At 71.2% G+C, this 18,834-nt stretch carries 17 protein-coding genes; 6 read left to right on the top strand and 11 right to left on the bottom strand.

The window, feature by feature from the left end; all coding sequences use genetic code 11:
• The first annotated feature begins 107 nt into the window (after positions 1-107).
• Positions 108-884: a chitosanase gene (locus AB5J87_RS07490; protein ID WP_369383423.1), complete on the top strand. Its 777-nt coding sequence runs from the start codon at positions 108-110 to the stop codon at positions 882-884.
• A gap of 99 nt (positions 885-983) precedes the next feature.
• Here the strand turns inward: AB5J87_RS07490 and AB5J87_RS07495 are convergent, their stop codons facing one another.
• The 7 genes from AB5J87_RS07495 to AB5J87_RS07525 all read right to left on the bottom strand — a co-directional run bounded on the left by AB5J87_RS07495 (position 984) and on the right by AB5J87_RS07525 (position 6,873).
• The gene (locus AB5J87_RS07495; protein WP_369375315.1) at positions 984-2,387 is read right to left on the bottom strand and encodes a nucleobase:cation symporter-2 family protein; all 1,404 of its coding nucleotides are present in this window, start codon (positions 2,385-2,387) and stop codon (positions 984-986) included.
• 309 nt (positions 2,388-2,696) lie between these two features.
• Positions 2,697-4,082 (bottom strand): 8-oxoguanine deaminase, encoded by a 1,386-nt coding sequence (locus tag AB5J87_RS07500; RefSeq protein WP_369375317.1) that lies wholly within the window; start codon positions 4,080-4,082, stop codon positions 2,697-2,699.
• A 165-nt stretch (positions 4,083-4,247) separates the two neighbouring features.
• Positions 4,248-5,171, bottom strand: a complete 924-nt coding sequence (pucL, locus tag AB5J87_RS07505; protein ID WP_369375319.1) for a factor-independent urate hydroxylase — start codon at positions 5,169-5,171, stop codon at positions 4,248-4,250.
• Positions 5,172-5,176: 5 nt separating this feature from the next.
• Positions 5,177-5,566, bottom strand: a complete 390-nt coding sequence (gene uraH, locus AB5J87_RS07510) for a hydroxyisourate hydrolase (RefSeq protein ID WP_369375321.1) — start codon at positions 5,564-5,566, stop codon at positions 5,177-5,179.
• On the bottom strand, positions 5,566-6,090 hold the full coding sequence (gene uraD, locus AB5J87_RS07515; RefSeq protein WP_369375323.1) for a 2-oxo-4-hydroxy-4-carboxy-5-ureidoimidazoline decarboxylase: 525 nt from the start codon (positions 6,088-6,090) through the stop codon (positions 5,566-5,568). The genes uraH and uraD overlap by 1 nt, the downstream gene beginning before the upstream one ends.
• A 157-nt stretch (positions 6,091-6,247) precedes the next feature.
• Positions 6,248-6,568, bottom strand: coding sequence for a helix-turn-helix domain-containing protein (locus AB5J87_RS07520; RefSeq protein WP_369383424.1), 321 nt, complete (start codon positions 6,566-6,568; stop codon positions 6,248-6,250).
• A gap of 53 nt (positions 6,569-6,621) precedes the next feature.
• A complete protein-coding gene (locus tag AB5J87_RS07525) occupies positions 6,622-6,873 on the bottom strand; it encodes a hypothetical protein (RefSeq protein WP_369375325.1) in 252 nt (83 codons plus the stop codon).
• Between the two features lie 136 nt (positions 6,874-7,009).
• Between AB5J87_RS07525 and AB5J87_RS07530 the strand changes: the two genes are divergently transcribed.
• The 3 genes from AB5J87_RS07530 to AB5J87_RS07540 all read left to right on the top strand — a co-directional run bounded on the left by AB5J87_RS07530 (position 7,010) and on the right by AB5J87_RS07540 (position 10,525).
• Positions 7,010-7,843, top strand: a complete 834-nt coding sequence (locus AB5J87_RS07530) for a TIM barrel protein (protein ID WP_369375327.1) — start codon at positions 7,010-7,012, stop codon at positions 7,841-7,843.
• 59 nt (positions 7,844-7,902) lie between these two features.
• On the top strand, positions 7,903-8,793 hold the full coding sequence (locus AB5J87_RS07535; protein ID WP_369375329.1) for a 2-hydroxy-3-oxopropionate reductase: 891 nt from the start codon (positions 7,903-7,905) through the stop codon (positions 8,791-8,793).
• A gap of 274 nt (positions 8,794-9,067) precedes the next feature.
• The gene (locus AB5J87_RS07540; protein ID WP_369375331.1) at positions 9,068-10,525 is read left to right on the top strand and encodes a catalase; all 1,458 of its coding nucleotides are present in this window, start codon (positions 9,068-9,070) and stop codon (positions 10,523-10,525) included.
• 530 nt (positions 10,526-11,055) lie between these two features.
• Here AB5J87_RS07540 and AB5J87_RS07545 read toward each other — a convergent pair.
• Positions 11,056-11,277, bottom strand: coding sequence for a hypothetical protein (locus AB5J87_RS07545; RefSeq protein ID WP_369375333.1), 222 nt, complete (start codon positions 11,275-11,277; stop codon positions 11,056-11,058).
• A gap of 152 nt (positions 11,278-11,429) precedes the next feature.
• Positions 11,430-13,211, bottom strand: coding sequence for a glyoxylate carboligase (gene gcl, locus AB5J87_RS07550; RefSeq protein ID WP_369375335.1), 1,782 nt, complete (start codon positions 13,209-13,211; stop codon positions 11,430-11,432).
• A 413-nt stretch (positions 13,212-13,624) separates the two neighbouring features.
• Between gcl and AB5J87_RS07555 the strand changes: the two genes are divergently transcribed.
• Together AB5J87_RS07555 and AB5J87_RS07560 are read left to right on the top strand one after the other, a co-directional pair.
• The gene (locus tag AB5J87_RS07555; protein ID WP_369383425.1) at positions 13,625-14,308 is read left to right on the top strand and encodes a hypothetical protein; all 684 of its coding nucleotides are present in this window, start codon (positions 13,625-13,627) and stop codon (positions 14,306-14,308) included.
• A 116-nt stretch (positions 14,309-14,424) separates the two neighbouring features.
• Positions 14,425-15,450, top strand: a complete 1,026-nt coding sequence (locus tag AB5J87_RS07560) for a TIGR04222 domain-containing membrane protein (RefSeq protein WP_369375337.1) — start codon at positions 14,425-14,427, stop codon at positions 15,448-15,450.
• Here AB5J87_RS07560 and AB5J87_RS07565 read toward each other — a convergent pair.
• Complete coding sequence (locus AB5J87_RS07565) at positions 15,401-17,008, bottom strand: AMP-binding protein (protein WP_369375339.1); 1,608 nt, start codon at positions 17,006-17,008, stop codon at positions 15,401-15,403. The two genes, AB5J87_RS07560 and AB5J87_RS07565, sit on opposite strands and share 50 nt — an antisense overlap.
• The gene (locus AB5J87_RS07570) at positions 17,005-18,681 is read right to left on the bottom strand and encodes an AMP-binding protein (protein WP_369375341.1); all 1,677 of its coding nucleotides are present in this window, start codon (positions 18,679-18,681) and stop codon (positions 17,005-17,007) included. The genes AB5J87_RS07565 and AB5J87_RS07570 overlap by 4 nt, the downstream gene beginning before the upstream one ends.
• Positions 18,682-18,834: the final 153 nt, after the last annotated feature.

The raw sequence follows: 18,834 nt of genomic DNA on the forward strand, positions 1-18,834 counted from the left end.
AACAGCGAACGACGAACTCCCCCCAGGAGGTCCAGGTGCTCACCCCCCACCGCAGCGCCCTCGCACGTCGTCTCAGGATCACCGCGACCGCCGTGCTCGGCGCCGCCGTGATCGCCGTACCCGCGGCCACCGCCACCGCGGCGACCAGCCACAATGCCCCCATGGCAGCTGCGGCGACCGGGCTCGACGACCCGGCCAAGAAGGAAATAGCGATGGAGCTCGTCTCCAGCGCGGAGAACTCCTCGCTGAACTGGAAGGCCCAGTACAAGTACATCGAGGACATCGACGACGGCCGGGGCTACACGGCCGGGATCATCGGATTCTGCTCCGGCACCGGCGACATGCTCGACCTGGTCGAGCTCTACTCGGCCCGCGAGCCCGGGAACGTGCTCCAGAAGTACCTGCCCGCGCTACGCAAGGTGAACGGGAGCGACTCGCACGCCGGGCTCGACCCCAACTTCACCAAGGACTGGAAGACGGCCGCCTCCGAGACCGCCTTCAAGAACGCCCAGAACGACGAGCGGGACCGGGTCTACTTCAACCCCGCCGTCAAGCAGGGCAAGTCCGACGGGGTCGGCACCCTCGGCCAGTTCATCTACTACGACGCCATCGTCATGCACGGCAACGGCGACGACTCCACCAGCTTCGGCAGCATCCGCAAGAAGGCGCTGGCCAAGGCGAAGCCGCCGTCGCAGGGCGGCGACGAGACCAAGTACCTCAACGCCTTCCTCGACGCCCGCGTCTGGGCGATGAAGCAGGAGGAGGCGCACAGCGACACCAGCCGCGTCGACACCGAGCAGCGGGTGTTCCTCAAGAAGGGCAACCTCGACCTCAACACACCGCTCGACTGGAAGGTCTACGGCGACCCGTACCACATCGGCTGAGCCGGCCCGTCACACACGGCGGCGCGTACGACACGGGGTAGGTGTCGTACGCGCCGTCTCCACGTCCGAGGCCGGCGGGGCCGGCCGGCCCGGGGCGGGTCAGTGGGCGGCCACCGCGGGCTCGGGCAGCACCGCCGGTTCTTTCGAACTCGCCCTGTGGCCAAGGTGGTTGAAGGCCAGGTTCAGGACGATCGCGATCACGCAGCCGGTGGAGATGCCCGAGTCCAGGACGACCCGGACGTTCTCCGGGAAGGCGTGGTAGAACGTCGGCGCGGCGATCGGGATCAGCCCGACGCCCAGCGCCGCCGCCACGATCAGCGCGTTCTCGCCCTGCTCCAGGGCGGCCGTCGACAGCGTCTGGATGCCGCTGGCCGCGACCGAGCCGAAGAGCACGATGCCCGCGCCGCCCAGCACCGGCAGCGGGACCAGCGCGATCACCGAGGCGGCCACCGGACACAGGCCCAGCAGGATCAGGATGCCGCCGCCGGTGGCGACCACGAACCGGCTGCGCACCTTGGTCATCGCCACCAGACCGATGTTCTGGGCGAAGGCGCTGGCCATGAAGCCGTTGAAGAGCGGGCTGAGGGCGCTGCCGAGGGTGTCGGCGCGCAGTCCGCCCTCGATGGTCCGCTCGTCGGCCGGCCGTCCGACGATCCTGCCGAGCGCCAGCATGTCGGCGGTCGACTCGGTCATGCAGACCAGCATCACGATGCACATCGAGACGATGGCCGCGACCTCGAAGTGCGGGGCCCCGAAGTGGAACGGGGTGGGGAAGCCGACCGCGTCCGCGTCCCGGATCGCGTCCAGACTGGTCATCCCGAACGGCACGGCGACCAGGCTGCCGATGACCAGGCCGAGCAGGATCGCGATCTGCTGGAGGAAGCCGCGCAGCAGCCGGCGCAGCGCCAGCACGATCACCAGGGTGAGCGCGGCCATCCCTATGTTCTTCATCGAGCCGTAGTCGTGGGCGGTGGCGTCGCCGCCCTGCGCCCAGCGGAAGGCGACCGGCAGCAGCGAGACGCCGATCAGCGTGATCACCGTCCCGGTGACCACCGGCGGGAAGAAGCGGAGCAGCTTGCTGAAGTAGGGGGCGAGCACGAACCCGAGCACGCTCGCCACGATCACCGATCCGAAGATGACCGCCATGCCCTCGTGGCCGCGGTCCTTGCCGATGGCGATCATCGGGGTGACGCCGGCGAACGAGACGCCGTTGACGAACGGGAGGCGGGCGCCGACCCGCCAGAACCCGAGGGTCTGGAGCAGGGTGGCGAGTCCGGCGGTGAAGAGGCTCGCGCCGATCAGGAACGCGGTCTCCTTGGGGGTGAGCCCTACGGCGGGCCCGACGACCATGGGCGGGGCCACCACGCCCGCGTACATCGCGGCCACGTGCTGGAGGCCGCTGGTGAACATCTTCAGTGGGGGCAGGGTCTCGTCGACCGGGTGTTTCTCACCGGCGGTGTCGGGAGCGACTGCATCGTTGCGAAACCTGGGCTGCGGGGCCACGGGCGGTTCCTCCGGTCGGTTACGCGTCGGCGGTGACGCGGGTGTCAGGGAGGTGGTGCTGGGTGACGCGTGCGTGATGCGGCGATGTCGCGTACGGCGTACGGCGGGGTCGGGTACGCGTACGGAGTGCGGGGCGAACGGCGGTGCTCCGTGCGGGGATTGGGCACGGGTCACCGTCCCGGGAGGTGCGCACGTCCATGTGGTGCGCACCCCCCGGGCGCGGCTGCCGCGGACCCCGCTCGGGTCCACGGCGACCGGCCGAGGGCCGTCCCCCTCGGCCGGACTCCTGGGCGGGAATCCCGGGCGGGATCAGCCCTGCGCGGCGATCCGCGCGAGGCGCTGCGCCTCGTCCCGCGTGGCGCGGGCGATGGCGTCCTCGTCGACGTTGAGGAGGCGGTTGTCCTCGACGATCTGCTTGCCGTTGACGAACGACGCCGTCACCGGGGCGGCGGCGCCGAAGACCAGGGCGGTGACCGGGTCGGCGATGGAGGCGTGGGCCAGCGTGTCGAGCTTCCAGAGGACGAAGTCGGCGAGCTTGCCGGCCTCCAGGGAGCCGATCTCGGCCGTGCGGCCGAGCACCTGGGCGCCGCCGTAGGTGCCGAGCCGCAGCGCCTGGCGGGCGTTGAGGGCGGCCTCGCGGTGGGCGCCGAGCCGGTTGATCAGGAGCGCGTTGCGCAGTTCGGTGTGGAGTTCGCCGGACTCGTTGGAGGCGGTGCCGTCGACACCGAGACCGACCGGGACACCCGCCTTCAGCATGTCGGGCACCCGGGCGATGCCGGCGGCGAGGCGCGCGTTGGAGGACGGGCAGTGGGCGACGCCGGTGCCGGTGCGGGCGAAGGCGGCGATGTCGGAGTCGTTCATGTGGACGCAGTGCGCCATCCACACGTCCTCGCCGAGCCAGCCGGTCGACTCGAAGTAGTCGGTGGGGCCCATGCCGAACAGTTCCTTGCAGAACTGCTCCTCCTCCACGGTCTCCGAGCCGTGGGTGTGCAGCCGTACGCCCTTGGCGCGGGCCAACTCGGCACCCTGCTTGAGGAGTTCGGTGGAGACCGAGAACGGCGAGCAGGGGGCGACCGCGACATGGGTCATGGCGCCGAAGGAGGCGTCGTGGAAGCGGTCGACGGTCTCCGCGGTCGCGGCGAGCGCGCCCTCCAGGGTCTCCACGGCGAAGTCCGGCGGCAGTCCGCCGTCCTTCTGGCTGCGGTCCATGGAGCCGCGGGCCAGGGTGAAGCGGACGCCCATCTCGGCGGCGGCGCCGATGATCGCGCCGGAGAGGTCGCCCGAGTTCCGCGGGTAGACGTAGTGGTGGTCCATCGCGGTGGTGACACCGCCGCGGGCCATCATGGCGAGCGAGCCCTGGGCGGCCACCCGGCCCATCTGCTCGTCGATCCGCGCCCAGGTGGGGTAGAGCGCCACCAGCCAGTTGAAGAGGTTGTGGTCGGTGGCCAGGCCGCGCGTGATCCACTGGTAGAAGTGGTGGTGCGTGTTGACCAGACCGGGGGTCACCAGGTGGCCGGTGCCGTCGATGCGGCGGACCACGTTCTCCAAGCCCTCCGGGGCCTTGCCCGCGCCGATCGACTCGATCGTGTTGTCCGCGACGACGAGGTACCCCGAGGCGTACTCGGTGTCGTCCGCGTCCACGGTCGCGATCGCGCAGTTCTCGATGATGATGCGCTGGGCTGCCGATGGTGCCATCGTGCTTCCTCTTCTTTCCATCAACATGGGGGTTCCCCCAGCTCCCGGGGAGCTCGGGGGAGGGCACGGCAGGACCCTAGAGGATTTGAGTGCCGGGGCCGGCTGGCCCACGGGTGCCGAGTAAGGGGTGCGCCCCCGGGCGGCGGGGACCGGGGGCGCTCCGCGTCAGAGGTTGGTCATGTCGACCGGGATGCGCGGCTCGACGCCGTCCCGCAGGATGGTGGCCTCGATCAGACCGTAGGGCCGGTCGGCCGCGAAGTAGACCTCGTTGTCGTTCTTGAGCCCGAACGGCTCCAGGTCGACCAGGAAGTGGTGGTTGTTCGGCAGCGAGAAGCGGATCTCGTCGATCTCGCTGCGGCTGTTGATGACCCGCGAACCCATCTGGTAAAGGGTCTGCTGGAGCGAGAGCGAGTACGTCTCGGCGAACGCCTGGAGCATGTGCTTCTTGGTCTGCTCGTACGACTTCTCCCAGTTGGGCATCCGGTCGTCGTCGCTGGTCCAGTTGTAGCGCCAGGCGGCGGAGACGTCGGTGCACAGGATGCGGTCGTACGCCTCCTTCAGCGTCGTGTACCTGTCCTTGACGTAGCCCCAGAACTCCGAGTTGGTGGAGTTCATGACGGTGAGGTCCTTCAGACCGGAGATGACCTCCCAGTTCTCACCGTCGAAGGTGATCTGGGTGGTGCGCAGCTCCTGGCCCTTGCGGGCGAAGGAGTGGCGCACCTCGTCCGAGCCGATGAACTTGGAGTTGGCGTCGGAGGTGGCGATCCGCTCCCAGGCGTACTCCTCTATACGGATGCGCGCCCGGTGGATCGGCTCCTGCGACGTCACGAAGTGACGGGCCAGGTGGATGCCGAACTGCTCGGCGGACTCGATGCCGTACTCCTTGGCGAAGGCGAACACCGTGTTCTTGGTGGTGTCCGTCGGCAGGACGTTCGCGTTCGAGCCGGAGTAGTGGACGTCGTCCATGTCGCCGGAGAGGGCGACCGAGACGTTCAGGTCCTTGATGTGGTGCGTGTCGCCGTCCCGCGTGATCTTGACGACGCGGTTCTCTGCTTTGCCGTACTGGTTCTGGCCGAGAATCGTGGGCATGTCTGCTAGCTCCCTCGGTAAACGGAGTAGCCGAACGGGTTGAGCAGCAGCGGTACGTGGTAGTGCTCGCCCGGCACGACGGCGAACGTGATCGCCACCTCCGGGAAGAACGCACCGCTGTCCCTTACGCGGGGGGCGTCCTGCTGCGCCTCGGCTTGCTTCTTTTCGAAGTAGGACTCGACCTCGAAGTCGAGCCGTACGTGGGTCGTCCCCTCCGGCAGCGCCGGGAGGTCCTTGCAGCGCCCGTCCGCGTCGGTCGCGGAGCCGCCGAGCGCCACCCACTCGGCGTCGCGGCCCGAGCGGGCGGCGAGCGAGATGGCGACGCCCTCGGCGGGGCGTCCGACGCTGGTGTCCAGGATGTGCGTGGACACCGAAGCGGTGGTCGCGGTGCTCATCAGTGGCTGTCCTCTTCTTCTGCGGTTTCCACGAGACGGGTCAGCCGGATCCGGTTGATCTTCCCGAGTTCGGTGCGCACGATCTCGCGCTCCGCCTCGGCGGTGTTGCCGATCCTGGCCTTCATCGCGTCGCGCATCTGCTCACCGGTGGCCCCGGTGGCGCAGATCAGGAAGACATGGCCGAACCGGTCCTGGTAGGCCAGGTTCAGTTCGAGCATCTCGGCCTTGAGCTCCTCGGTGGCGCCGGCCATCCCCCGCTGCTCGCGGGCGGAGGTCGGATCGCCCGGCTTCGGCCGCCCGATCGGCGGGTGCCCGGCCATCGCCTCTTCCAGGTCCTGCACGTCCAGCTCGGCCATGGCGGCGTCGCTGGCGGTGAAGAGCTCGTCGGCGGTGGCGTACGGGCGCCGGGCGAGCAGCCTGCTCCCCCATACCGAACTGGCGCACACCTCGTGGAGGGCGGCGAGCGCCGTGCTGTCGTCGGAGGTGTTGAACCGGGCGAGGCCCGGCGTCGAGGTCGAAGTCACGAACGGCCTCCGTGGCCTTGGTGCTGGACGGGCTGCGGATAGCTAACGCCCTCGGAAACATCCCGTCAACACTTTGTTGAAAACTTGGAGCAACAAAAAGCCGCCGTCCGGGATTCCGGACGGCGGCTCGTCGAGGACGGCTCGCGGGCGGGCGATTTCAGTCGCTCTTGGCCGCGTTTTCCCTGTTCAGGTAGTTGTACACGGTGAAGCGGCTGACCCCGAGCGCGGACGCGACGGTCTCCACCCCATGGCGTACGGAGAAGGCTCCGCGCGCCTCCAGGGTCCGCACGACCGACTGCTTGGCCTTGCGGTCGAGCTCGGCCAGCGGCATGCCGTGACGGCGCTCCATGGCGGCCAGGATGTGGTCGAGGGAGTCGGAGAGCTGGGGCAGCCGCACCGCGATGACGTCCTCGCCCTCCCAGCTCAGCACCACGTCGTCGGCCTGCGCCTGGTCGGGGCCGAGTATCTCCGCCCCCATGGCGTCCACCAGCGGCTTGACCGCGGTGACCAGCGGGTGGTCGGCGGGTTCGGTCACTTCTCGCCCTCCCCCACCACATTGACCTGGAGGGAGACCCGGGTGGCACCGGCCGCCAGGGACTTGCGCAGCAGCTCGTCGACGGCGGTCAGCACCTGGTCGGCACCGCCCTCGGCGGTATTGCCGAAGGGGCCCACGTCCACGGCGTCCAGCGCCGCCGTCTGCAGGACCTCGCGGGCGGCCACCGCGTGCGGGGGCGCCTCGTCCAGGTCGAAGGGCTCGGTCGTGAACTCCACTCTCAATCGCACGCGCACAACCTACTGCCCGGATGGCGAGATCCGGGAGGTCAATCGGAGGGGCCCCCTTGACAAGCCCGCCGCTCGCCCTGCAACCTTCCATCAAGCAGAAAATAACTTCCGCAATACGGAAGGAGCGCCGACCCTCATGGGATATTCGGACCAGCGCTTCGATGTGAACCTCTCGATCCTCTTCACGGAACTCCCGCTCCTGGAGCGCCCCGCCGCCGCGGCGGCGGCCGGCTTCACCGCGGTCGAGCTGTGGTGGCCCTGGATCGAAACCCCCACTCCGGCGCAGGCCGAGCTCGACGCCCTGAAGAAGGCGCTCGACGACGCCGGCACCCAGCTGGTGGGGCTGAACTTCTACGCGGGCGCCCTGCCGGGCCCCGACCGCGGAGCCCTTTCCGTACCCGGCGAGGAGTCGGACCGCTTCCGGGCCAACATCGAGGTCGCGGCCGACTTCGCCGCCTCGGTGGGCTGCGGGGCGCTCAACGCGCTCTACGGCAACCGGGTGGAGGGCGCCGACCCGCAGGTCCAGGACGCGCTCGCGCTGGAGAACCTGGTGCTGGCCGCCCGCGCGGCCGACCGGGTCGGGGCGATCCTCCTGGTCGAGACCCTGAACAAGCCGGAGTCGCCGCTCTACCCGCTGGTGAGCGCCCCGGCCGCGATCGAGGTCATCGACAAGGTGAACGCGGCGACCGGCCTCGGCAACGCCAAGTTCCTCCTCGACATCTACCACCTGTCGATGAACGGCGAGGACGTCGCCCAGGTCATCGAGGCGTACGCGGACAAGACCGGCCATGTGCAGATCGCCGACAACCCGGGCCGCGGCGCGCCGGGCACCGGCTCGCTGCCCCTGGAGGCCCTGCTCGACCAGCTGGCGAAGGCCGGTTACGCGGGCTGGGTCGGCCTGGAGTACAAGGCCGCCGACGCCGCCGCCTCCTTCGAGTGGCTCCCGGCCGGGGCCCGCGCGGCGCGCTGAGCCCCCGGGCCACCCCCCTGAACTTCCTGACGTAACACCGCAGTTGAGAGAGGCCCCCAATGAGCAACCTCCCCAAGATCGCATGGATCGGCCTCGGCATCATGGGCTCCCCCATGTCCGAGAACCTGATCAAGGCCGGTTACTCCGTCACCGGCTTCACCCTGGAGCAGGACAAGCTGGACCGCCTGACCACCGCCGGCGGCACCGCCGCCGCCTCGATCGCCGACGCGGTCAAGGACGCGGACGTGGTCATCACCATGGTCCCGGCGTCCCCGCAGGTCGAGGCGATCGCCTACGGCGAGGCCGGCATCCTGGCCCACGCGAAGCGGGGCGCCCTCCTGATCGACATGTCCTCGATCACCCCGCAGACCTCGGTCGACCTGGCCGCGAACGCCAAGGAGAAGGGCATCCGCGTCCTGGACGCCCCCGTCTCCGGCGGCGAGGCCGGCGCCATCGAGGCCGTCCTCTCCATCATGGTGGGCGGCGAGAAGGCCGACTTCGACGAGGCCAAGGGCATCTTCGACGCGCTGGGCAAGACCATCGTGCTCTGCGGCCCGCACGGTTCCGGCCAGACGGTGAAGGCCGCCAACCAGCTCATCGTGGCGGTCAACATCCAGGCGTGCGCCGAGGCCGTGGTCTTCCTGGAGAAGTCCGGCGTGGACCTCGCCGCCGCCCTGGACGTCCTCAACGGCGGCCTGGCCGGCTCGACCGTGCTGACCCGCAAGAAGGACAACTTCCTCAACCGCGACTTCGCGCCGGGCTTCCGGATCGACCTGCACCACAAGGACATGGGCATCGTCACCGACGCCGCCCGCAACGTGGGTGCGGCCCTCCCGGTCGGCGCGGTCGTGGCCCAGCTGGTCGCCTCGCTGCGCGCCCAGGGCGACGGCGGACTCGACCACTCTGCGCTGCTGCGCGCGGTCGAGCGCCTCTCCGGCGCCCGGCTCTGACCCCTCCGGCCGACCGCGTCCGGGCCTTCCGGCTCCCCGGCTCCGAGCCCCGCGGCTCCTGATCCGGGCCTTCCGGCCCCCGGCCCGCCGGTGCGGGCCCCTCGACTTCCGGGCGGCGGTGGCGCTGACACCTGTCCTGTCGCGCCCAGGCGTCGCCGCCGCCCGGAACACCCCACTTCATTTTCAACAAACTGTTGACGTTCTCTTCGGGGCGTACCTACGCTCCTGACACCGCAGACCGTTCAGCAGTGCAGCTCCCGTACGGAAGGTCACGATGTCGAAGCGCGTGCTTACGACCGAGTCCGGCGCCCCCGTCGCCGACAACCAGAACTCCGCCACCGCCGGCGTCGGTGGCCCCATCCTCCTCCAGGACCAGCACCTGCTGGAGAAGCTCGCGCGCTTCAACCGTGAGCGGATCCCGGAGCGCGTGGTCCACGCCCGCGGCTCCGGCGCGTACGGCTACTTCGAGGTGACCGACGACGTCACCGGCTTCACCAAGGCCGACTTCCTCTCCGCGGTCGGCAAGCGCACCGAGACGTTCATCCGCTTCTCCACGGTGGCGGACTCGCTCGGCGGCGCGGACGCGGTGCGGGACCCGCGCGGCTTCGCGCTGAAGTTCTACACCGAGGACGGCAACTACGACCTCGTCGGCAACAACACGCCGGTGTTCTTCATCAAGGACCCGATCAAGTTCCCCGACTTCATCCACTCCCAGAAGCGCGACCCGTTCACGGGCAAGCAGGAGCCGGACAACGTCTGGGACTTCTGGGCGCACGCCCCCGAGGCGACGCACCAGATCACCTGGCTGATGGGCGACCGCGGCATCCCGGCGTCCTACCGCCACATGAACGGCTACGGCTCGCACACCTACCAGTGGACCAACGCGGCGGGCGAAGCCTTCTTCGTCAAGTACCACTTCAAGACCAACCAGGGCATCCGCAGCCTCTCGTCCGACCAGGCCGCCGAGCTCGTCGGCAAGGACGCGAACTCGCACCAGACCGACCTGCTCCAGGCGATCGAGCGCGGCGTGAACCCGTCCTGGACGCTGTACGTGCAGGTCATGCCGGCCTCCGAGGCGGCCGACTACCGCTTCAACCCCTTCGACCTGACGAAGGTGTGGCCGCACGCGGACTACCCGCTGCAGCGGGTGGGCCGCCTCGTCCTGGACCGCAACCCCGACAACGTCTTCGCCGAGGTCGAGCAGGCCGCGTTCTCCCCGAACAACTTCGTTCCGGGCATCGGCCCCTCGCCCGACAAGATGCTCCAGGGCCGCCTCTTCGCCTACGCCGACGCGCACCGCTACCGGCTGGGCGTCAACCACACCCAGCTCGCGGTGAACGCGCCCAAGGCGACGGTCGCGGACAACTACGGCCGGGACGGCCTGATGGCCACGCGCAACGGCCGCCGCACGGACAAGAACTACGAGCCCAACTCGTACGCCGGTCCGGCCCAGACGGAGGCGGCGCTCTCCGCCCCGCTGGCGGTCACCGGCTGGACGGGCACCCACGCGGCCCCGTCCCACGTCAAGGACGACGACTTCTTCCAGGCGGGCGAGCTGTACCGCCTGATGTCCGACGACGAGAAGTCCCGTCTGGTCGCCAACATCGCGGGCGGCCTGTCCCAGGTGTCCCGCGACGACGTGATCGAGAAGAACCTGGCCCACTTCCACGCCGCGGACGCCGAGTACGGCAAGCGCGTGGAGGAGGCGGTCCACGCCCTGCGCGAGGACTAGTCTCCAGCACCAACTCACAGACCGCGCAGGGGATCTGACGGGAGGTCGGCTCCCCTGCGCAGTCCGGACAACCGGCCCGGATGAGGGGTGGCCGGTGACTTCGGACGACTCGGTGATCGCGGCGGCGCGTCGATGCCAGTGCGGTGGTCAAGGTCTGCCCCGGCCCCTTCCTGACCTGAAGGAGGGCCCCCCGGGGCACACCAATCGCCCGCCGCCGCGATCCCGCACCTCCCCCACTCGACTCCGCCCGGCGGTGCGAACGTCCTGTCGCGCCAGCCTCGCCCCGTCGGGCGGTCACCACTTCGACACCTCGAAGCCCGGGTGCCGGGTTCGGTTTACGGTCCCGAACCGAGCACCCGTCGATCAAGGCCCCGCCTGTCCTGTCAGGCGGGGCCTTGCTCTGTCCGTACGCCGCTCCGCCCGCACGCTCCGCCCCTACCGCACGAACAGGGCCCCGTCCCCCGATCGAGTGATCGGCGGACGGGGCCCTGCCGGTGGTACGGGGCCGCTCCTGGTTCAGGGGCGGCCCGTCAGAGGCGGTGCATGCGCGTGTAGGGGCTCGGGATCCGGGCGCGGCGGGAGCCGAAGTCGACCAGCATGGCGACTCCGTCCTCCACGCCCACGATCCGTCCCAGGCCGAACTGGTCGTGGGAAACCCGGTCGCCCAGGGCGAACGTCTTGGCCTGCGGGTCGACCGGAGCTTTGAAGGGACTGGTGGGCAGGTGGCGCCTCGGCGCGGACGGCTGCGTCATGGTCCTACCAGTATGCGCCGTAGACGCCTGTCCCACCGGCCTCCACTCGTCTCGGATTCGACACGATTGGACCGGGCGCTCGAACGGGTGAACGGCAACGGCTCCGGTGCCACCCCCCACGGGTGGCGCCGGAGCCGTCGGCCCTGCGGACGCTAGGAGACCTGGAGCGGGCGGATCGCGGTGGGCGCGTGGCCCGGCTCCGTCGCGAGCTCCTCGAACTCGTTGATCGCGTCGATCTTGACGCCCATCGAGATGTTGGTGATCCGTTCCAGGATCGCCTCGACGACGACCGGGACGCGGTACTCGGCGGCCAGCTTCTTGGCCTCCTCGAAGGCCGGCAGCAGCTGGTCCGGCTCGGTCACCCGGATCGCCTTGCAGCCCAGGCCCTCGACGACCTTGACGTGGTCGACGCCGTAGACGCCCAGCTCCGGGGAGTTGATGTTCTCGAACTCCAGGTTGACCTGGAAGTTGATGTCCAGACCGCGCTGGGCCTGGCGGATCAGGCCCAGGTAGGAGTTGTTCACGAGGACGTGGACGTACGGGATGTTGTGCTGCGCGCCGACCGCCAGCTCCTCCAGCATGAACTGGAAGTCGTAGTCGCCGGAGAGCGCGACCACCGGGGTCTCCGGGTCGGCCGTGGCGACGCCGAGCGCGGCCGGGATGGTCCAGCCGAGCGGACCGGCCTGGCCGCAGTTGATCCAGTGGCGCGGCTTGTAGACGTGCAGCATCTGCGCGCCGGCGATCTGGGAGAGGCCGATGGTGGTGACGTACCGGGTCTCGGGACCGAAGGCGCGGTTCATCTCCTCGTACACGCGCTGCGGCTTCAGGGGCACGTTGTCGAAGTGCGTACGGCGCTGGAGCTGCGCCTTGCGCTCCTGCGTGGAGGCCGCCCAGGCGGCGCGGTCGGGCAGCCGGCCCGCGGCCTTCAGCTCCTTGGCCACCTCGACGAAGAGGGTGAGCGCGGCCTTGGCGTCGGAGGCGATGCCGTAGTCCGGCGCGAAGATCTTGCCGATCTGGGTCGGCTCGATGTCGACGTGGACGAACTTGCGGCCCTTGGTGTAGACGTCCAGCTCGCCGGTGTGGCGGTTGGCCCAGCGGTTGCCGATGCCGAGGACGAAGTCGGACTCCAGGAAGTTCGCGTTGCCGTAGCGGTGCGAGGTCTGCAGACCGACCATGCCGGCGTTCAGCGGGTGGTCGTCGGCGAGGATGCCCCAGCCCATCAGGGTCGGGATGACCGGGGTGCCGGTCAGCTCGGCGAACTCGACGAGCAGTTCGGGGGCGTCGGCGTTGATGATGCCGCCGCCCGCGACGATCACCGGGCGCTCGGACTCCAGCAGCAGCTGGATCGCCTTCTCGACCTGGGCGCGGGTCGCGGACGGCTTGTAGACCGGCAGCGGCTCGTAGGTCTCCGGGTCGAACTCGATCTCGGTGAGCTGGACGTCGATCGGCAGGTCGATGAGGACCGGGCCGGGGCGGCCGGAGCGCATCAGGTGGAACGCCTGCTGGAACACGCCGGGGACCTGCGCGGCCTCCAGGACCGTGGTCGCGGCCTTGGTGACGGGCCCCGCGATGCTCGCGATGTCGACCGCCTGGAAGTCCTCCTTGTGGAGCTTGGCGACCGGCGCCTGGCCCGTGATGCAGAGGATCGGGATGGAGTCGGCGATCGCGGAGTACAGGCCGGTGATCATGTCGGTGCCGGCGGGGCCGGACGTACCGATGCAGACACCGATGTTCCCCGCGTTGGCGCGGGTGTACCCCTCGGCCATGTGGGACGCGCCCTCGACGTGGCGGGCCAGCGTGTGCTTGATGCCGCCGCCGGCCTTGAGGGCCGCGTAGAAGGGGTTGATCGCCGCGCCCGGCACGCCGAACGCGTTGGTGACGCCTTCGCGCTTGAGGATCTCGACTGCCGCGCGGGCAGCGGTCATACGAGGCATGGAGTGCTCCTGCTTCGGCCTGGCGGATCGGGCTCTGTCGCGCCACCTGAGAGCCTTGATTCCGTAATGCGGAAGTTTAGTTCTACTATATGGAAGAAACATAAGGGGCGTGCGCAGGCGCGTCAAGGGATCGCCCAAGTGGCCTCCCGCGCGGGCCGGGGTGGGGGACGATGGGGGCCACGGGCGGCGAGCGCGGGGTGGGCGGTATGAGCGGCGACAGCGGCATCGGCGGAACCGACAAGTACGGACACGGCGGACCGGACCGCTCCGGCGGGCCCGGGGAGTACGGCGGGAGCGGACGCCCCGCGGCCTTCGGCCCGGCCGGGTACACCGGCGCCTTCGACCGGCCCGCGCGCCCCGGCGCGCCCGGCCGGGTCGGGGGCGTCAGCGGGCGCCCGCGCGAGAGCGTCCCCGTGCGCTGCCCCTCCTGCCGGCGCGAGCACCGCTACAGCCCGCCCGCCTACCCCTGCCCCTGCGGCTCCCCGCTCGCGCCGCCGCTCCGCTCCGGGGCCGCGCCCGAGCCGATCACCCACCGCACCTGGCGCGAGGACTGGGTGGTGGTGCGCTGCGAGGCGTGCGGACGGCAGGACCAGTGGCCGCAGCCGGAGCTGGGCTGCTCGTGCGGCACGGTGCTGCGGATCCCGGTGCGGCCGGTCAGCTCGGCGCCCGCCCCGCTGCCCGCCCACATCCCGGTGCCGCCGACGGCCGCCCCGCCGCGGCCCGCGTTCCACCCGGTGACCATCCGCACCGCACGGGACGCGGTGACGGCCGCCGCGCTCTACCTCAAGTGGCTCGGCTTCCGGGACGTGCTCCAGTCCGAGACGCGCCCCGTCGCCGGGATCGACCTGCGCGGGCCCGGACTGGTCGCCCAGGTCGACCCGAGCACCCGCCCCGCCTCGCTGCGCGCGGTGGAGTGCCTGTGGCTGAACGGGCTCAGCGGCTCGGCCACCGGCGTCTACTTCTCGCTCGCCGGATACACCAAGGAGGCCCGTGCGCGCGCCGACGAGCTGGGCGTCCCGCTCTTCGTGATGGACCTGACGGGCACCCCGCAGCCGGTGAACGACGCGGCGGACGAGCTGATCGTCGGCGGCCCCTGAGCCACCGACCCGCCGCCGAACCTCAAATCGAGCTCTGAACAAGGCAGTTGCCCGATTCGCCCCGACCCGCAACGGGGAGACCCCCGGCAGGGGACCCTCGGGGGAGGCGGACGGGCATGTGGTGGTTCATCGGGGCGGCGGGCGTCCAACTGATCGTCGCGGCGGCTCTGCTGCGCCCGCCCCCGGCCCGCCGCCACGCGCTGGACCCGGTCGCCGCGGCCTGTGTACGGGGCGGGCCCCGGGCGGCCCTGACCGTCGCGCTCGTCGGGCTGCACCTGAGCGGCGCGGTCGAGGCGGGCGCCCCGGGCACCGTACGGCTGCGCGAGACGCCCGACCGGCCGCCGTGCCCCCTCCAGCGGGCGGCGGCCCTCTCGCTCCAGCGCCCGCTCGGGGTGCGTCCGCTGCTGGCCCGGCCCCGGGTGCGCCAGGCCGTGGACAATCTGGTGGACGGGCTCGCCGCGGACGGCGTGCTGCGCCGCCCCCGGCGCTGGAAGGCCGCGCAGCCGCTGCTCGCGGGGGTGCCGCTCACCCTGGTGGTGGGCGTCCCGGTCAGCCCGCCGACCGCCCCGCAGCTCGTGCCGGTCGCCGCGCTGCTCCTGGCGGCGACCGCGCTGTTCTGCCTGCCCCGGCGCACCCGGGCCGGGCACCGGCTGCTGGCCGGGCTGCGCGCGGCGCATCCGCTGCCGATGACCCGGCCCCGGCCGCCGGACGACGAGATCCTGCTGCTCACGGCGGTGCACGGGGACCGCGCCCTGACGATGCTGCTGCCCCGGTTCGCCGCGGCGGCCGGGCTCCTGGCCCGGGGCGGCGCCGGGACCGCCGGACCCCCGCACCTCGCGACGGCCCCGCTCCTTGCGCCCGCCCCGCTCCCCTCGACGCCCCCGCCGCGCCCGGCGGCTCCACTCCCCCCGGCCGCTCGGGTGGATCCGGCCGCCCCGGTGGCCCCGCTGCCCCCGGCCGCTCCGACGGGCCGGGGGCTCGGCGTGGCGGGCGGTCTGACCCGCAACCCGGCCGGGTCGACGGCCAAGTCCGCGGCCGGGGCGGCAGCGAGGCCGGCGGCCAAGTCGACGGCCGGGGCGGGACCCCGCGGCGCTACTCCCCGTACCCCTCCCGCAGCTCCACCTTCCGCACCTTGCCGCTGACCGTCATCGGGAAGTCGGCCAGGATCCGCAGGCGCCTCGGGACCTTGTAGTGGGCGAGGCGGTCGCGGCAGAACGCGGTGAGGTCGTCGAGCGTGGGCGGGTCGGCCGGGTCGCGCGGGATGACGCAGGCCAGGACCTCCTCGCCGTACCGCTCGTCGGGCACGCCGACCACCTGGACGTCGGCGATCTTCGGGTGGGTGTGGAGGAACTCCTCGATCTCGCGCGGGTAGACGTTCTCACCGCCCCGGATGATCATGTCCTTGCTCCGGCCGACGATCTGTACGTACCCGTCCTCGCGCAGCACCGCCAGATCGCCCGTGTGCATCCAGCGGCCCGCGTCGATCGCCTCGGCGGTGCGCTCGGGCTCGCCCCAGTAGCCGAGCATCACGCTGTAGCCCCGGGTGCACAGCTCGCCCGCCTCGCCGCGCGGCAGGGTGACGCCGGTGGCCGGGTCGATCACCTTCACCTCCACGTGCGGCATCACCCGCCCCACCGTTCCCGTGCGGCGCTCCAGGTCGTCGTCGCGGCGGGTCTGGGTGGAGACCGGCGAGGTCTCGGTCATGCCGTAGCAGATGGACACCTCGGCCATGTTCATCTCGGCGACGACCCGCTTCATCACCTCCACCGGGCACGGCGATCCGGCCATGATCCCGGTCCGCAGCGAGGAGAGGTCGTAGGCGGAGAAGTCCGGCAGGTCGAGCTCGGCGATGAACATCGTGGGCACCCCGTACAGCGAGGTGCAGCGCTCCGACTCCACCGCCCGCAGCGTCGCCGCCGGATCGAACGAGGGCGCCGGGATCACCACGCACGCGCCGTGCGAGGTGGCCGCCAGGTTGCCCATGACCATGCCGAAGCAGTGGTAGAAGGGCACCGGGACGCAGATCCGGTCCCGCTCGGTGTAGCCGAGCAACTCCCCCACGAAATAACCGTTGTTGAGGATGTTGTGGTGCGAGAGCGTGGCACCCTTGGGGAAGCCGGTGGTGCCCGAGGTGTACTGGATGTTGACCGGGTCGTCGCAGGACAGCCCGGCCGCGGCCACCGCGAGCTCCTCCGGCCCCACCGCCCCGCCCGCCGCCACCAGCGCGTCCCAGGACGGGTCCCCGATGTAGTGCACCGCCCGCAGCCCCGGGCAGTCGCCGCGGACCTGCTCCACCAGCGCCCGGTAGTCGCTGCCGCGGTGCCCCGGCGAGGCCACCAGCAGCGAGATCCCGGCCTGCTCCAGGACGTACGCGAGTTCGTGCGCCCGGTAGGCGGGGTTGATGTTGACCATGATCGCGCCGATCCGGGCGGTCGCGTACTGCACCAGCACCCACTCCGGGCAGTTCACCGCCCAGATGCCGACGCGGTCGCCCTTGCCGACCCCGCTGCCGAGCAGACCGCGCGCCAGCTCGTCGACGGCCGCGCCGAACTCCGTGTACGTCCAGCGCCGCCCCGACTCCAGGTCGACCAGCACCTCGCGGTCCGGGTGGGCGGCGATCGCCCGGTCCAGGTCGCGGCCGATGGTGTCGCCGAGCAGCGGCGTCGCGCCGGTGCCGTGCGTGTACGAGAGGTCCGTCACCGCAGGTCCCCCTCGTCGTACTCGGCCGCGGAGCCCGCCGCCGTCGCCTCGCGCAGCTCGATGCGGCGGATCTTCCCGGAGACCGTCTTGGGCAGCTCGCCGAACTCGATCCGGCGGATCCGCTTGTACGGGGCGAGGACCGCGCGCGAGTGCTCGAACAGCACCTTGGCGGTGTCCGGGCCTGGCTCCCAGCCCGCCGCGAGCACGATGTACGCCTTCGGCACGGCCAGCCGCAGCGGATCCGGCGCCGGGACGACGGCCGCCTCGGCCACCGCCTCGTGCTCCAGCAGCGCGCTCTCCAGCTCGAACGGGGAGATCTTGTAGTCGGACGCCTTGAAGACGTCGTCGGCGCGGCCGACGTAGGTGATGTAGCCGTCCTCGTCGCGGGAGCCGATGTCGCCGGTGCGGTAGTAGCCGCCGGCCATCGCCTCGGCGGTGCGCTCCGGGTCGCCGTGGTAGCCGGTCATCAGGCCGACCGGGCGGGCCGAGAGGTCCAGGGCGATCTCGCCCTCGCTCGCGCCGGGCTCGCCGGTCACCGGGTCCAGGAGCTCCACGCGGTAGCCGGGGCTCGGGCGGCCCATCGACCCCGTCTTGAGCAACTGGCCTGGCGTGTTGGCGACTTGGACGGCCGTCTCGGTCTGCCCGAAGCCGTCCCGGATCACCCGGCCCCACTGGCGCCGGACCGTCTCGATGACCTCCGGGTTGAGCGGTTCGCCGGCCGCCACCACCTCGCGGGGCGGGGTCTTGAGGGCGCTCAGGTCCGCCTGGATCAGCATCCGCCACACCGTGGGCGGCGCGCAGAAGCTGGTCACGCCCGCCGCGTCCATCGCCGCCATCAGCCGGGCCGCGTCGAAGCGCGTGTAGTTGTAGAGGAAGACGGTGGCCTCGGCGTTCCACGGCGCGAACAGGTTCGACCAGGCGTGCTTGGCCCAGCCGGGCGAGGAGATGTTCAGGTGTACGTCGCCGGGCTTCAGCCCGATCCAGTACATGGTCGCCAAGTGCCCGACCGGGTACGACACATGGGTGTGCTCCACCAGTTTGGGCCGGGCCGTCGTGCCCGAGGTGAAGTAGAGCATCAGCGGATCGTCGGCCAGGGTCTCCCCGTCCGGCTCGAACCCGGCCCGCGCCTCCAGCGCCTGCGCGAAGTCCAGCCACCCGGGGACGGGCGCGCCGACGGCGATCCGCGTGTACTCCCCGGGCACCTCGGCGAACTTGCCGGTGTCCTCGGCCCGTACGATCACGTGCCGGGCCCGGCCGCGCTCGATCCGGTCGCGCAGGTCGAGGGGCCCGAGCAGCGGGGTCGCCGGGATGACGACCGCCCGCAGCTTCATCGCCGCGAGCGCGGTCATCCACAGCTCGCGCTGGTTGCCGAGCATGACGACGACCCGGTCCCCGGCGCGTACCCCCTGGTCCCGCAGCCAGTTGGCGACGCGGTCGGAGTACGCGGACATCTCGGCGTAGGAGATCCGGACCTCGGCGCCGTCCTCCTCGACGATGTGCAGCGCGGCGGCGTCATTGCCCTCGGCGATGACGTCGAACCAGTCGAGCGCCCAGTTGAACCGCTCGGGGCGCGGCCAGCTGAAGCCGCGGGAGGCCGTCGCGTAGTCCTCCCGGTGCTCCAGCAGGAAATCCCGTGCGGAGCGGAACTCCCGCGTGGCGCCGTGTGCTTCCATGTGCCCTCCTCGTTGCCTGGCCACTCTCTACCATCCGGTACTCCGTGACCAGGCATCTTTACCCTCGGACGGGGGTGCGGGGGAAGCCTCTCCGGCCGAAACCCCCCGCTCCCCGTCACCCCGAGGTCCGGGCCGGTGGCACGCGGCGCGCCC

It is taken from the genome of Streptomyces sp. cg36 (assembly GCF_041080675.1).
Lineage (GTDB): Bacteria > Actinomycetota > Actinomycetes > Streptomycetales > Streptomycetaceae > Streptomyces.